This window comes from Nocardia sp. NPDC088792, assembly GCF_044750615.1.
In the GTDB taxonomy this organism is placed as follows: Bacteria; Actinomycetota; Actinomycetes; order Mycobacteriales; family Mycobacteriaceae; genus Nocardia.
The window spans coordinates 1,463,549-1,477,469 of sequence record NZ_JBIVKC010000003.1; the positions used below are offsets into that span (position 1 = coordinate 1,463,549).

Sequence of the window (13,921 nt, forward strand, 5' to 3'; positions counted from 1 at the left end):
ATGGAGCGCTCAGCGAGGACGTGCGACCAGTTGCAGCCCGGAGAACTCGGCCACCGTCGCGCCATTCACGCCGAGCAGGACGATGTCGCAGATCGCGTCGGCCTCGTTGACCGCGACTCCTCGCACGACACAGCGCAATTGCTCATCGCCGGGCGAGCCGGAATTCAGACGGCACTTGCGAATCGACATCGGCAGAGTCGTTGTGCCGAGCGCCTTTTCGGCCCAGAGCACCGCGAGTTGAAAAGCGCCGTCTACGGCGGCCGGATCGATACGCCAGGGCTCACTGGCCCAGCCGAGGCGGCGCACGCCATGGACCGTGCCGACAGCCGCTGCCGCGGTCACTCCCTCGATCTCGGCGATCGCCTGGAATCGCGGGCCGTGGAAAAGTGCTGCCCCGGCATATACGGCGGTGCTGTCGATCGGGGTCAGCCCGGCAGGACTCTCGCAGGGGTACGACGGCCGGGCCATGGTGCCGGGAAACAGCGTCGCCCGGCAGTGTCGCTCGCTGTACTGCCCGGTCAGCTCGATCTGCAGGTTCTCCCCCGCTGTCCGGCGAGTCCGCACGATCAGCACCACCCGGCCCGCATCCGGCACCGTGGCTTTCGCGAGCACGTGCACGTCCTGAAGCACCCACACGCGGTCCGCCACGTCAGCGCACGCATCGACGGCAGCCCGCACGAACCAGTCGAGCATCATCGCCAACGGAACCACTCGACGTCCGGCGATCATGTGATCGCGCAGCTGAGCGTGGGATGAGTCGCTGAGCGCGATCTCGGTGGTGACTTCGTCCGGTGCGGGATCCATGGCGGTGGGATCTCCTGCCGCCATGAGTACCCGCACCTCGGGCGTACCCGACGTCAGCTCGGCAACGAAGGATTCGGCCCCTACCCCGGGCGGGATCAATTCGATGTGGCGGCGGCGGAATTCCGCGGCGAGATCCGCGCCGACCATCCCGCCACGCCAGGGACCCCACGCCAGGGATTTCACCGAGGCCCCCGGATCGTGCGCACGCCAGCGTGATGCCAGGTGTTCCAGGATCCGATTGGCTATGGCGTAATCGCACTGGCCGGGGTTGCCGTAGCTGGCGACGACGGAGGAGAAAACGCAGACCAGCCGGACCGGATCGGCCTCGAGCTGCTCGCACAGCTCCCCGAAACCGGCAACCTTGATGCCCAGCACCTCATCGAACTGCTCGTCGGTCTTGTCACCGATCAACCGGTCGGCCAGCACACCCGCCCCGTGGACCAGACCGGTGATGGGCCCCCACTCCGCGCGAATCTCCTTCAGCGCCATGCGCAGAGCAGTCGGGTCGGTAATGTCGGCGGCCAGATAGCGGGCCGGCGAGCCGGCGGCTCGCAGCTCGTCCACTGTGCAGCGGACCTCTCGGGCCGAGAGCACGCGGCGGACCTCGTCGTCGATGATCGCCGGCGTCGGGTGGCTACCATCGCGGCGAGCACGCGCGATGAGTGCCTCCCGGATTTGCTTCGCACCGGCAGCGGCCGCCAGATCCGGGGCCTCGTCGCCGAGCACGGTCCGCCCTATCAGCGCCAGTCGCGGCCGGCGTGCGCGAGCGAGAGCATGAGCGCACGCCGCCGTGATTCCCCGGGCACCGCCCGTCACGACGATCACCGAGTCCGAGCCGATGATCTCGTCGTCGATATGCCGGGGAACCAACGGGCTCGCCCGCAGCTGCAGCCGGGTTCGGCCACCATCGGCACGCAGTCCCACCTCCGCAGCGGATCCGCCGCCGAGCAGTTCGGCGGCCACTGTTCGCGCGACGGCGGCCGGTGTCCTCCACGCACACTCGCAGTCGATGGCTTTGACGGTCGCGGCCGGCCATTCGCGAGCACAGGTGCGGGCCAGAGCTGCCAACCCGCCCGCCCATGCCCGCTCGGGGGATCGGCCGCTGAGCCCGAAATCGCCACCGGTGTCCTGCACGACGACAAAGGACCCACCGGTGGTCGTCATGCGGGCCGCCACCGCCCGCGCGCACCGGAATGCCTCGCGATTCACCCGCATGCCGTCTTCTCGGGTCGACAAACGACGCAGTCCGCCGAGGAACACGACCGTGTCCAGGAACACGACCGTGTCGGCGTCCGCGGCGGTGAACAGCACAGCGGTCACACCTGCTTGTCCGAGCTGGGCGATCAGCTCCTCCGCGACGCCGCCGCCGTCGTCGGTCACGGCCACCGTGCCCCGCAGCAAGCCGGGTAATGCCAGACCGGGAGGTGCGACGGAAATCAGTTCGGGCGTCAATCGCGCAAGACCGGCAGCTGCGTCGCCCTCCTCATCATCGTGCCCGCCGCTGCGACCTCCGCCGCCGCCGCGGGTGGCGGATTGGCGGCTTGCTTCGGGCCTGCGCAGGTAGCCGGAGATCTCCCCGAGGGTCCGCAACCGAGCCAGATCGGCCGGATCCACCTTCGGCAAGGTAGGCACGCGCTGACGCATACCGGACAGGATCTGCACACGCTTGATCGAGTCGACACCCAGATCGTGTTCGAGATCCATGTCGGTACCCAGCATGTCGACCGGATAGCCGGTCAGCTCGGCCACGACCGACAGCAATATCTGCTCGAGATCTTCCGCAGCGCCGGCCACGGCAGCGCCTGCTGGCGCCATCGGACCGGCGGCTGCGGGGGCCGCCATCGGTTCCGGGGATTTCGGAAGATCCCGCACGCGGTGCTGGGCCGGAATTGCCGGGATGTACGTGGAGTGGCCGTTGCCGGCCGTTTTCTCGGGCACCGGTGGGGCGGCCGCCAGCGCGGCGGGCGTGTACGGCGGCTCGTGGACCGGTGCGGCAACATGTTCGGCGACCGGAGTTCCGCCCAGCGCGGTGATCATTCCGTGCAGGGTGGCTTCGCTGGTCCGCAGGTAGGCGACGTGACCGTCGGCCAGTGCACGCTGGTACGACGAGTGGACCTCGCTGGTTTGCCGTTGAATCTCCTGGAGTGCCTCCAGCCAGTCGACAGGCTCGGCCGCGGTCCGCGACGACACCATCGGGCGGGTACCGGCATTGTCCGGGTGCGGCCCGATCGTCCCGGTCGGGTTCGGATCGGCCTGATGGTTCGGCATGAGGATCTCCACTTCGTCGACGGGCTCGGGATAAGGCTTTCCGTAGTTGGTGCCGAGGAGCTCGACCGTCATCCGGTTCTCGCGCGGCCGTGCCTCGACACGTGCCGGTGCGGGGAGCTGTGCGAGATTCACGGCCACGCCGTGGACAGCCAGCGCGCCGAGAGCATGCTGAAACGTGGTGACTCCGTTGTGCCCCTTGCGGTCCAGAGCCACGGCCAGATGATCGCGAGACCCCAGGATCCGGTCCACGAGGCCGGTGAGTGCGCTGCCCGCACCGAATTCCACGAACGTGCGGGCCCCCGCGTCGTACATGGCCTCGATCTGCTCGGCAAAGCGGACCGGTGAACTGAGCTGGCGGACCAGTAGATTGCGGATCTCCGACGGTTCTCCCGGATAGAGGGCGGCATCGCTGTTGCCGTACACGGGAACTCGCGGCGGTTCGATCTCCAACTCGTCCAGGAACGCTCGCAAGGGGGCGCTCGCACGTTCCACCAGCGGGCTGTGGAAGCCCGTCGAGGTATTCAGCCGATGGGTGGTGAGGCCGCGGTCCGCCGCTCGTTGCTCGAGTCCTGCCAATGCCTCCAGGGTTCCCGACACCACGGTCTGGTCCGAGCTGTTGAGATTGGCCGTCCACAGCTCGGCCACGTCACCGATGAGGGCGGTGGTCAGCGCGGCATCGCCGGCGAGCACCAGCATGCCGCCGGGCCGATCAGCGGCCGCACGCATCAGTTCACCACGCCGCCTGGCAAGCCGTACCAAGGTCTGGACATCGAAACAGCCCGCAGCGTGCAGCGCGGCCAGTTCACCGAAACTGTGCCCGCCCAACAGATCCGCGCGCAGTCCGAACATCGCCGCCAGCCGTAGCTGCGCCGCGCACTGCACCGCCAGCGCCGGCTGTGCCCACTCGGTCGCACGGAGCGCCTCCTCGAGCCGTTGCCGATCCGCGTTCTCGAAAACCGGGTGTGGGAAGACGATTTCATGCACGGGCCGATCGGCGAACCGCAGATCGGCCGTCTCGTCCCACGCCGTGAGGGCCTCGGGAAAGGCCATCGCCAGATCCGCTCCCATACCGACGTACTGGGAGCCCTGCCCGGAGAACAAGAAAGCGATCCTGCCCGGTGCGGCCGGACCGATCCGGCATCGGATGCCGGAGGGGGTGGCGAACGACTCGGGCGGATCAGCGGCGAGGCGCTCCGCGGCCTCACGGACGGATTCGGCCATCTGGTCCGGGCCCGCTACCAGCGCCAGCCGTACCGGATCGGTCCAATCGAATTCTTCCGTGGAACCGGCGCGAATCCGGTCGGCCAGTTCGGTGGTGGAACCGGCGCTGCACAGGACGAGCCGGGAAGGCAGGGGGTACATCCGATTCGCGGACCGGCCGCCCTGCGCGGGCACGTACTCCTCGAGCGTCACATGGAAGTTGCTGCCGCCGAAGCCGAAGCTGGACACGGAAGCCCGGCGAGGATGATCCGAACCCCGCACCCACGGCCGCGCCTGCGTATTGAGGTAGAGCGGCCCGTCCTCGAGATGCAGTTCAGGGTTGGGACGATCCACCTTGATCGTCGGCGGCAGCACCCGATGCTGCAGTGCCAGCACGGCTTTCAATAGCCCGACCGCACCGGCCGCCGACTTTGTGTGCCCGAACTGGGATTTGGCCGAGCCCACCGCACACCACCGCTGATCCGGCTGTCCCGCCTGGGCGAAGACCCCGGCCAGCGCCGCCATTTCGGCCGTGTCCCCCGCCCTGGTCCCGGTGCCGTGGGCCTCGACCAGCTCGACGGTCGACGGTGAATAGCCGGCCATGGCGTAGGTGCGAAGCAGCGCACGCGCCTGACCTTCCGGTGCCGGAGCGTAGATCGCGGTGCCCTGGCCGTCGGAGGAGGTGCCGAGCCCGCGCAACACCGCGTAGATGGAGTCACCGTCGCGTTCCGCGTCGTCGAGCCGTTTGAGCGCGAACATCACCAGGCCCTCGCCCAGCATCGTCCCATCGGCCCGGTCCGAGAACGGGCGGCAATCACCCGACGGCGACAACGCAGGAGTCTTGCTGAAGCACATGTACATCGTGATGTGGTTGAGGGTGTCCACGCCGCCGACGAGCATCAGATCGGCCCGGCCCAGCTCCAGTTCGCTGACCGCCGTCGACAGCGCCGCCAGCGAGCTCGCGCACGCCGCGTCCATCGTGCAGTTGAGGCCATGCAGGTCGAGCCGGTTTGCGATACGCCCGGCCACCACATTGCTGAGCAGTCCGGGAAAACTCGCTTCCTGCCACGGCACGTACTGATCGGCGATGCGATCACAGATCCTGTCGGCCTGGATATCGGCAATCCCGCTCTCCCGCAGTGCTTTCCGCCAGATCGGTCGTTGCAATCGACAGGCCATATGCAGCAGCAGCTCGAGCGCGCCGGTGCCGATGATCACTCCGGTGCGTTCACGTACCGCGGCAGACAACTCACCGCCGTGCGCCGCGTCGCGCAGCGCGCGCTCGGCCACGGGCAGTGCCAGCAGCTGTGCGACATCGGTGGCGGGCAGGGTGGCGGGCGGGGTGCCGTACGCGAGCGGGTCGTAGGCGGTCGGTGACAGAAACGCGCCCCGGCGAGCATAGGTTTTGTCGGGCGCCTGGGGATCAGGGTCGTGGTAGTCGGCGAGTAGCCAATGGCTGGGCGGGACCTCGGTCATCAGGTCGCGGCCGGCCAGAACGTCCCGCCAGAATCCGGGGACGTCGGCCGAGCCTGGCATCAACGAACTGACACCCGTCACCGCCACGGCGAGACGGTGCGCCTTCGATCCGCGCGAACCCTTGTCTTTTGAAGGAGCGTTCTTCACGATTTGCAACATAACGAGCCGACGATCCTTCGGACAATGCGAAATGAGAACTAGGCCGAACGATGTAGACTGCGACTTATCCAGGCTATCTAGTCATGTCGAATAGCTTCCGCTGAGCAAGCTGGACACTTAGAATCAGTTCGGTACGCAAAGGGACGACTGCTATTTCAGGGTTACTTGGCCAAGATTGCTGATCGTGACAGCGTCGCAATATTTTCGTCATTATGCCGTGATAGTGCGCAAGTCATAGTCTCCATGATCCGCCTTCGCGCCCCTCCACCCTATGGTGCAGTCCCGGAATGGAGGAGTGACACCGTGATGCCCATGCGCGAACCTCTCGAAAGCAGTGCCACAACCATTGAACTGGCCCGGGAGGCATCCTCTCAATTATCCAAATTGATCGATATTCTCAAAAAGCTCGAGGAATCTGCCAGCCATCGTGGAATAGATGAAATGCTCCACATATCTCTCGGGCCCGGCGAACACGGGGTTGCTCGACCGCGCTTCGAAATAGACCTCCCCGATTCGGGGTTGACCAAGCGCGAGCAGCAGGTGCTCGGTCTACTCATCGAGGGGCTCACCAACAGATTGATCGCGAAAACCCTCGGTATCGCCGAGGCGACAGTGAAGAATCATCTGCACTCGATCTTCATGAAGCTCAAGGTCACTGGGCGGGCACAGGTCATCGCAATGATCCTGAGCGGCCGCGGCGCCGGGGCCGGCCCTCTCGAAACTCCTTGAATCCTTCTTCCATGCACCCCATGAGGACGGGAAGATCGGTCACCGACGCCGCGTCCGCCGTCACACCGATCGAGGCACCCGCCCGCCGGGAGATCATGATGGCGGTAACGGCGCATCCCGGTACCGGCCCGAAGCACCAGAAGTCCTCGATCGCCGCGCCCGACACATAGAACCCTGGGTCGAAGACCGCAATCTGGCTCAGCTGCAGGTCGAAGCTCAACCCGATCCTTCGCGCAATCTCCAGTACCAACGGGGTGGGTAGCCGATTGAGAAGATTCGTGACGAGGTCCAGGCCGGCGGGGTCGAAAGCTGCGTGCGCCGCCGCCAGGACACGATGAACAGCAGAAAGCCGGACGAGCGGATCCTTTTCCGCCATCGGCCCGGCTACCCGCATCCCACCGAATCGGTTGCCTGCCATCGGATGCCGCCCGCGGACCTGTATCGGCATCGCCATCGCCAGAGTCTCGGGAACCGCACCATATAGCTCGTGGTAGCGGCGCAGACCACCCAGCATGGCGGCAGCGAAGGCATCGTTGACCGAGACCCCCGCGGCGCCTGCCGCGGCTCGGAGACCATCGAGTGGCACCGTCATGAGGTCGAGCTGTCGGGTGGTTCCGCGTGCGCTCAGCAAGGGCGACAGCTGACCGACCGGCCGCGGCGCCAGGTTCACGGCCGTCCACAGCATCCGCGCGCATTCCACGGCCGCATGCCGTGGCCGTAAGGCCGCCCGTAACGCCTCTTCCGCCAGCCGGGTCAGCTCGGCGGAGCCGAGGTCCACCCCGAGAAGCGAGGGCAGCAACGCTAACGACGACGGTGGTCGCGACACCGGGGGTATCGGCGGCTGTGGTTTGTCGTGCCTCGGTTCACGTCCGCGGCTGAGCAGCGCCGTCAGCCATGCGACGGCGGCCTGGCCGTCGGCCATGCTGTGATGGAATCGCAGGATCCAGGCCGCGGCACACGACTTGCCCTCCCATCGCAGGCCCTCGACGAACACGCTCTCCCACGGTGGTCGATTCGGGTCGAACGGAGCCGCGGCCATGGTCTCGACGAGTCCCAGAAGTTCACGGCGTCCGGCCGGCCCGGGAAGCCGAACCCGGCGAAGGTGGTGACTCATGTCGAATTCCGGATCGGCTGTCCATATGAGGGATGCGGGAACCAGTAACGAAGTCACGGGACGCTCCCGCAACCGGGGCACCATCCGGGTGGCCCAGTCATGGCCCGCGAGCAGCCGATCCCAGTCCGGCGCCCGATCGAGCAAGAAGAGCCCGATCAGCGGTGAACGCAGCCTCGGGTTGGCTTCGCACCGCCACATCAGGGAATCCAGTGCATTCAGCTGCCGGGGAAGATTCCAGGCGCCGGCGCCGAATTGGCCGGAAAGTCTCGTCGTCATCTGTTCTCCGGCCCGGAGGTGGGGACGCCGATGAGGGTGTCCAGGTAGAACTGGCGGACCTCCTCGATCCGGGTCTCGAGTTCACGAAGTTTCCAGGTGCCTACGTCGATGGGCTCGTGGACTACGACGTCGATCAGGCCGGACCGTACTGTCCAGCCATTGCGCGCCATCAGCCGGCCCGCATTGCGAATAACGATGGGCACCACCGGGACTCCCGCCTTGCGCGCGATAAGGAACCCGCCTTTCTTGAACGGTCCCGGCATGGGAGTCCGCGATCTGGTTCCCTCCGGAGCGACGACCAGTGACAGCCCGCGGGCGAGACAATCCAGCGCGGGTACGAGAAAGTCCGGGGCGAGCCGGCGCGCCCCGCGATCGATGAACATGACATCCATCAGCCTGCCCAGCTGTGCCAGACCCGGTGCCGCGGCCAGTTCGGCCTTGGCGAATCCGGTGTAGTCCTGCCCCAGCAGTTTGATCATGATCGCGACATCGAGCGGGCTCTGATGGTTGAACAGGAACACCGCGGGCCACCGCGACCGCAGATGCGCGGCGCCCGTCACCCGCAACCGGACACCGGCGAGACCGAGGTAGGTGTCACTCGCGAGCATCACGCCGAGTTCGGCCGCGCGCCGGCCGTCCGCACCGAGCAGCCCCACGAACAAGCCGGTGCTCACCCCGGCGAGGAGTCCGCCGTAGGCGGCTGCCGAACGCACGGCGGTCAGTGCCGCGGACGGGGATTCCGGGTCCGGCCGCAGCACGTCCCAGCCGCGTGCGGTCGCCTCAGCCACAAGCTCTGTCCCCGAACCCACTACGCACGGATTGCCCACGCTCGCCAGGAACGGCACATCGTCGACGGAGTCGGCATAGGCGTAGCTGGAGGCGAGGGTGATGCCATGGGCGTCACCGAATTCCTGGACCGCGACAGCTTTGGCCCGGCCGTTCAGCGGTGGACCCGCGAGGCGACCTGTGACCACACCGTCCACCACCTCCATTTGTGTGCACAACACATGGTCGATACCGAGTGCCCTGGCCATCGGCAGCAGCTGATACGGGGTTGCGGCCGATACCAGTACGACGGTGTGACCGCGCCGCTGATGTGCTTGCACCTGCGCCCAGAGATCAGCGCGCAACCGGCCCGCGAGAGTTTCCGCGAAGACCTGCTCGCCCAACAGTCGAAGTTCCTGTTCGCGGCGACCCGCGCAGAGCTGCAACGCCATTCGATAGACCGCCTCGATGTCCTCGCCGCTCTCGGGGCCGCGTAGCCAAGCGGGCATCAGCCGCTGGAACAGTGGCAATCCGGTCTCGAACCACTCGCGCAGCAACCCTGCCGAGGAGATCCCGGGGACTTGCAGCCGCTGAGCCAGCACCGTGGGCAGATTCGGCAGCACTACCGAAAGGAAGGCGGTGATGGATTGCCCGTCCACCAATGTGCCGTCGAAATCGAAGAACGCCGCTGTTTGAGGGCCTTTCTGCCCACGGAGAATGTGCTCGACGTGTGAGTCAGAGGCGTTCATCCAATCCCCTCAGCAGGCCGGGTACGGTGTCGAATCGGACGAGGTGGGCCAGTTGGTCGACGAATTCGGCCAGCTCGTCGGCATATTCCGCGCGCGCCGCGGCGGCGGCAGGCGTGGATTGCAGCAGTCCCTCTTGTGCGGCAGCGGCCAGCCCGGCCCGGCACAGTTCACGCGAGAGCGACTCCGGCCAACGGACCGGCGCCTCGGAAGTGTCTGCGAACACCTCAAGGCACGACCAGCGACGCCGATCCCGGAGAGGCCCAGGAGCGTCTCGTAGCCATACGGCAACGCGGTGAAATGCCTCCAGCACAGGGCCGAGGAGTCGCGGGGCCAGGAGAAAGGACTGAGTGACGAGGCTTGCCGAGCTGGGATCCTCGGGCCGACCGCGCCGCAGTAGGTCGGCCACTTCGCCGCGCAGGGCCTCGGTGTACTGCGCCGGCTGCGGCAACACGAACACGTGGGCGAGCAGCCCGCGCAGGCGCATCGCGGGAACGATCGGGTCGCCGCAGTCCGCCGCGGACATCAGAGCCAGCTCGGCGATCGCACGCATGATCAGCCAGTGACTGCCGGAATAGCGGTAGAACGCCGCCAGCTGGTGCTGGTCCGGACCGATCCGGTAGCTGGGCTGGAATTGCCCCTCCACAGCGGTCACGACTCCGGCGCGCACCAACCGGTCGAGAACAGTCTGAACACCTCGTGGCCCGTGGAGCCGGTTCAGACCGGTCACCGGAATTCCACGATCCGCGGCGAAGGCGAGCAGTGGCTCGAGGGCGCGATTGATCTGCCCTACGTTTTGCGGACCCCGCTCACCTTCGGCGAGCACCAGAGTCAGAGCCGACTCGACCGTGAGCGGCGTCGCGGCGTCGAGCCGATGCGCCAGCTCCCGCGTGATGGTCTCCACCACTGCCCAATCCCCGGCCCCCGCCGCCGAGAGTAGTTGGTGCCGTAGCGATATCGGTTCGCCCACGATCAGCCGAGCGGTACCACCGCGTGCGACTCGATTGCGGCGGTAGTAACGGAATATCGCGGATAATCCCTCCGGCTGCTTCGTCCCGTCCCGGTCCTCCTGTACCAGTGCCTGCGCCTCCGGCAACAGGTCGTAGGTGATCGAGACCGGTACCAGGTACAGATCATCGATCCGAGCGTCGCGGAAGGCATCGAGCAGGATTCGCAGCAGCCCCGGACGGATCCGGCGTAATCGCCCGGTGCGCGTCCGGCCCGCTTCGGGGTACCACTCCAGGTTCACGCCTTGCTCGAGTAGCTGGGTCAGGTATGCGCGGACCGCGAGGTGGTAGGTCGGATCGCGACCGAAATCGCGTCTGATGAAGATGGTTCCGGCGCGTCGGCCGAGCGCGCTCAGCGGCCAGAACGACAGGTTGTCGCCGGCGAGCCGGTAGGTGCCCGCGAATCCCGCATCCCGCAAGGCGCTGCCGAGAATCGGAGAGTCCGCGTACGAGCGATGTGCGGGCAGGAAGACCAAAGGGTAACGCCCGCTGAGCTTCCGGACTCGCGCCAGCCCGGCCGGGTCGTTCTGTAGCTGCCAAGTGGTCCCTGCGATCGGATGCAGCAGAACGGCCAACAGTCGCCGCGCCCACTGCCGATCGCCGACTCCCCCGGCGATAAGCCCTTGCAGGTCATGGATCAAGAGCCGCTCGGCCTCGGGGCCGGGCAGGTGCGTCGTGGCCGACAGCCGCACCATCTCTCTGCTCCCGACCCATCGGTGGGCGATCGCCACTGCGGTCCGCGCCCGACGGTGGCTGCCGGGACCCAGCCACGACAGATCGATTGCGTTCATGAGTGCGTTGTTTCGTTGTTCGACGTCCGGGCAGATGTCATGAGTTCACCATCCTCGCCTCGAAACGGAAAAATTTTCACCCGTTCCGCCTTTTCCCAAGACAGGATATTCGAACGACCCGCGTGGATGCCCTGAGTAATTCGATTCACGACCGAAGGTGGATATCAGCCGGTAGCAAGCGAACTGATGCCGCATACACCAAGGCATTTCGCCGTTCGACGAATCAGCCCATACGATTCAGACGATCGATTCCTGCAACTATCGACCCAGCCGAAATCCATTGACCGAGGAGTCTCGATTAAATTAGCGTTATCTCCGAAGCTTTAATTCCAAAGTCTCGCAGGAGATGCCATGAAGACTGGCAAGATTTCGGTCGCGCAACCGAACGGCCAAACTGTCCGCGAGCGGCCGCCACGGTTCATCTCACCGCACGAGCGGGAACACGAGGACGATATTCGACAGCTCAAGGCCGCCGCCTTGGAGTTGGTCCGGATTGCCGAGAACGTGCGCGAGGTGTCTCAGCGCACGACGTCCTTGGCAGGACAACCGCCGCCGCTGTTCGCTCCGCAGACGGGACTGGCGATGACATACGGGCTGCTCGGGACGCTGACGAACAGCAAAGGGCTCGGCTTCGCGTTCACCGGTGGTCTGGTCGGCGCTCTCACCGGCGCACTGGGCGGCGTGTTCGGACAGACCAGTCTCGCGGTCCAGATCATGGTGAGCTCCCTGAGCCTGCGGCTGGCGGCGTTGCAGCTGATACATCCGGAGCTCACCGAGGATCCCCGACTCGTCAGGTTCATCGACGCGGCCTTCGCGGGCAACGAGATCGAGACCATCGAGGCCCTGCAGATGCTGTTCAAGGATCGCGGGGCGGTTACCGGGTTGAGTGGTCTGGCCCCGATGTTCGCGGAGATCCTCTGTGTGAAGGCGCTGCAGGACAAGAATCCGTTGAACGATGTCTCGGCCTGGGGTGTGGCGTCGGGGAAAGCGGGTCCCACCGCGGGACTGCTCCTCGGGGTCTCGACCGCGGTAATGACCCGGCTCGACCGGGGAGCGGGCGGGGCCAGGCCGATCGATGCCGGGCCCCATGTATCGACCGCCCTTGCCGATGAAGGTTCGTTGCTGGGATTCCTCCGCAACATCGTGCTGCTGGGCAATGACGGGCGCATCGTCATCCAGACGATCCGGGCCAAGGACGGTGTCGAGCGATTTGTGGTCCAGGTGCCGGGGATGCGGCCCGGACGAGCCCGTAACGAGTCACCGCAGGATCTGGTCGGCGCGTTCACCGCCACGCTGAAGAACGAATCCACCTATAGCGGCGCCCTGCACAGTGCGATCGACCAGTACGGCATCCCGGACGGCGCGGAGATCGCGCTGATCGGGCACAGCGCGGGCGGGCCGGCCATCATGAATCTCACTCAGGAAACGGAGTTCTGCAGGCGCTTCCGGGTGACGCACGCCGTCGCGATCGGTTCCCCGGTGAGCCACAAGCACCCCGCCGATCCTGAAACGTGGGTGGCCTCCATCACCAATCAGCACGATATCGTCCCGTCACTGGACGGGCTGGGTGCGGGGAGCTGCTTCGACCTGCACCCGGACTGGTGCATCGTCAGCTACACCGAACCCTCGCACCAGTTCCCCGAATGTCACAGCCCCGCACACTATCTCCACGATCTGGAGCATCTCCTGCCGGAGGCGGTGGAGTACCTGGAGGAGCAGTTCGCCCCCTATCACGGCGAGGTGAGCAGGACACAGCTCTACCAGACTTACGACCAGCCACCGAGACCGCCCGGCTACCCGTTCCTCGCGGTGCCGACACAAACGATCTCGACCACATCCGGTCCGGTCCAGCTGCCGGTCGTCTGCAGTGACGGTCGGGGTCTGATCGCCTTCTTCGCGGCCGAGGCGAAAGCCGCTGTGGCACTGCCTGATAGCAGGGATCTGGGCAAGCTCGTGCCGGTCGGACCGGGCCGGGTGCTGGCGGCCATGCTGGCGCTGGACCAGCGCGACGGCAGTCTTGCGCCGTTCCGGTGTATCGCTGCCGGCCTGGTGGTGCCCGGCCCCTGGAAGTCGGGCTGGCACACGCTTACCGAGCTGCTCGGCAGCGCCGATCAAGGGGGGATCGGCATTCGCCCGCTCGGCATGATGGTCACGACCGCGGAGGCCGACGATCTCAACCGTGAGGTGTGGGGATATCCGTCGTTGCGTGCCGACGTGACGGTCACGGTGGGACCGCTCCGAGCTTCCGTCGCCGCATACGCGGAGGACGGGCAGGTCCTCGGCATGACCGGCCTGTTGGGCCCGAGTGTGCCGTATCCGGCCCGCGACCTGGTGTTCTACTCACGGCTCGGCAGAATCGTCCAGCGTTCGCAGATGGATATCAAGGGCAGGATCTGGGCGCATCCGGCGTCGTTGGCCCGGCTGCACATCGGCCCGTCGCAGGAGCCGATCGCTCAGCGCTTGCGTGAGCTGGGGCTCAATGGCGCACGACCGTTGCTTTGTCTGTCCACCCGGGGCTTTCAGTCGCGGATCGGGGCGGGAGCCCCGCTCACTACCTGACCATCACCGACATCGATACATCAGGAG

At 66.4% G+C, this 13,921-nt stretch carries 6 protein-coding genes; 2 read left to right on the forward strand and 4 right to left on the reverse strand.

Annotated elements, in window-relative coordinates; translation table 11 throughout:
• Positions 1-9: 9 nt before the first annotated feature.
• Positions 10-5,907 carry an SDR family NAD(P)-dependent oxidoreductase gene (locus ACIP5Y_RS24835; RefSeq protein WP_400353183.1) on the reverse strand — a complete coding sequence of 1,966 codons (5,898 nt, stop codon included), beginning with the start codon at positions 5,905-5,907 and terminating at the stop codon, positions 10-12.
• A 306-nt stretch (positions 5,908-6,213) separates the two neighbouring features.
• Between ACIP5Y_RS24835 and ACIP5Y_RS24840 the strand changes: the two genes are divergently transcribed.
• Positions 6,214-6,636, forward strand: a complete 423-nt coding sequence (locus ACIP5Y_RS24840; protein WP_400353888.1) for a helix-turn-helix transcriptional regulator — start codon at positions 6,214-6,216, stop codon at positions 6,634-6,636.
• Here the strand turns inward: ACIP5Y_RS24840 and ACIP5Y_RS24845 are convergent.
• The 3 genes from ACIP5Y_RS24845 to ACIP5Y_RS24855 are packed head-to-tail and all read right to left on the reverse strand — an operon-like array spanning position 6,578 to position 11,335.
• The gene (locus ACIP5Y_RS24845) at positions 6,578-8,026 is read right to left on the reverse strand and encodes a wax ester/triacylglycerol synthase domain-containing protein (protein ID WP_400353184.1); all 1,449 of its coding nucleotides are present in this window, start codon (positions 8,024-8,026) and stop codon (positions 6,578-6,580) included. The genes ACIP5Y_RS24840 and ACIP5Y_RS24845 overlap by 59 nt on opposite strands.
• A complete protein-coding gene (locus ACIP5Y_RS24850) occupies positions 8,023-9,540 on the reverse strand; it encodes an HAD-IB family hydrolase (protein ID WP_400353186.1) in 1,518 nt (505 codons plus the stop codon). Before ACIP5Y_RS24850 ends, ACIP5Y_RS24845 begins: the two co-directional genes overlap by 4 nt.
• Positions 9,527-11,335 carry a 1-acyl-sn-glycerol-3-phosphate acyltransferase gene (locus tag ACIP5Y_RS24855; RefSeq protein ID WP_400353188.1) on the reverse strand — a complete coding sequence of 603 codons (1,809 nt, stop codon included), beginning with the start codon at positions 11,333-11,335 and terminating at the stop codon, positions 9,527-9,529. The genes ACIP5Y_RS24850 and ACIP5Y_RS24855 overlap by 14 nt, the downstream gene beginning before the upstream one ends.
• A gap of 351 nt (positions 11,336-11,686) precedes the next feature.
• Here ACIP5Y_RS24855 and ACIP5Y_RS24860 point away from each other — a divergent pair, with 351 nt between their 5' ends.
• Positions 11,687-13,894, forward strand: a complete 2,208-nt coding sequence (locus ACIP5Y_RS24860) for a hypothetical protein (RefSeq protein ID WP_400353189.1) — start codon at positions 11,687-11,689, stop codon at positions 13,892-13,894.
• The last annotated feature ends 27 nt before the right edge of the window (positions 13,895-13,921 follow it).

What these genes read in the sequence shown, in the direction of transcription:
- ACIP5Y_RS24835 (WP_400353183.1), bottom strand. Translation starts at nt 5,907, where the DNA reads ATGTTGCAAATCGTGAAGAACGCTCCTTCAAAAGACAAGGGTTCGCGC.
- ACIP5Y_RS24840 (WP_400353888.1), top strand. Translation starts at nt 6,214, where the DNA reads ATGCCCATGCGCGAACCTCTCGAAAGCAGTGCCACAACCATTGAACTG.
- ACIP5Y_RS24845 (WP_400353184.1), bottom strand. Translation starts at nt 8,026, where the DNA reads ATGACGACGAGACTTTCCGGCCAATTCGGCGCCGGCGCCTGGAATCTT.
- ACIP5Y_RS24850 (WP_400353186.1), bottom strand. Translation starts at nt 9,540, where the DNA reads ATGAACGCCTCTGACTCACACGTCGAGCACATTCTCCGTGGGCAGAAA.
- ACIP5Y_RS24855 (WP_400353188.1), bottom strand. Translation starts at nt 11,335, where the DNA reads ATGAACGCAATCGATCTGTCGTGGCTGGGTCCCGGCAGCCACCGTCGG.
- ACIP5Y_RS24860 (WP_400353189.1), top strand. Translation starts at nt 11,687, where the DNA reads ATGAAGACTGGCAAGATTTCGGTCGCGCAACCGAACGGCCAAACTGTC.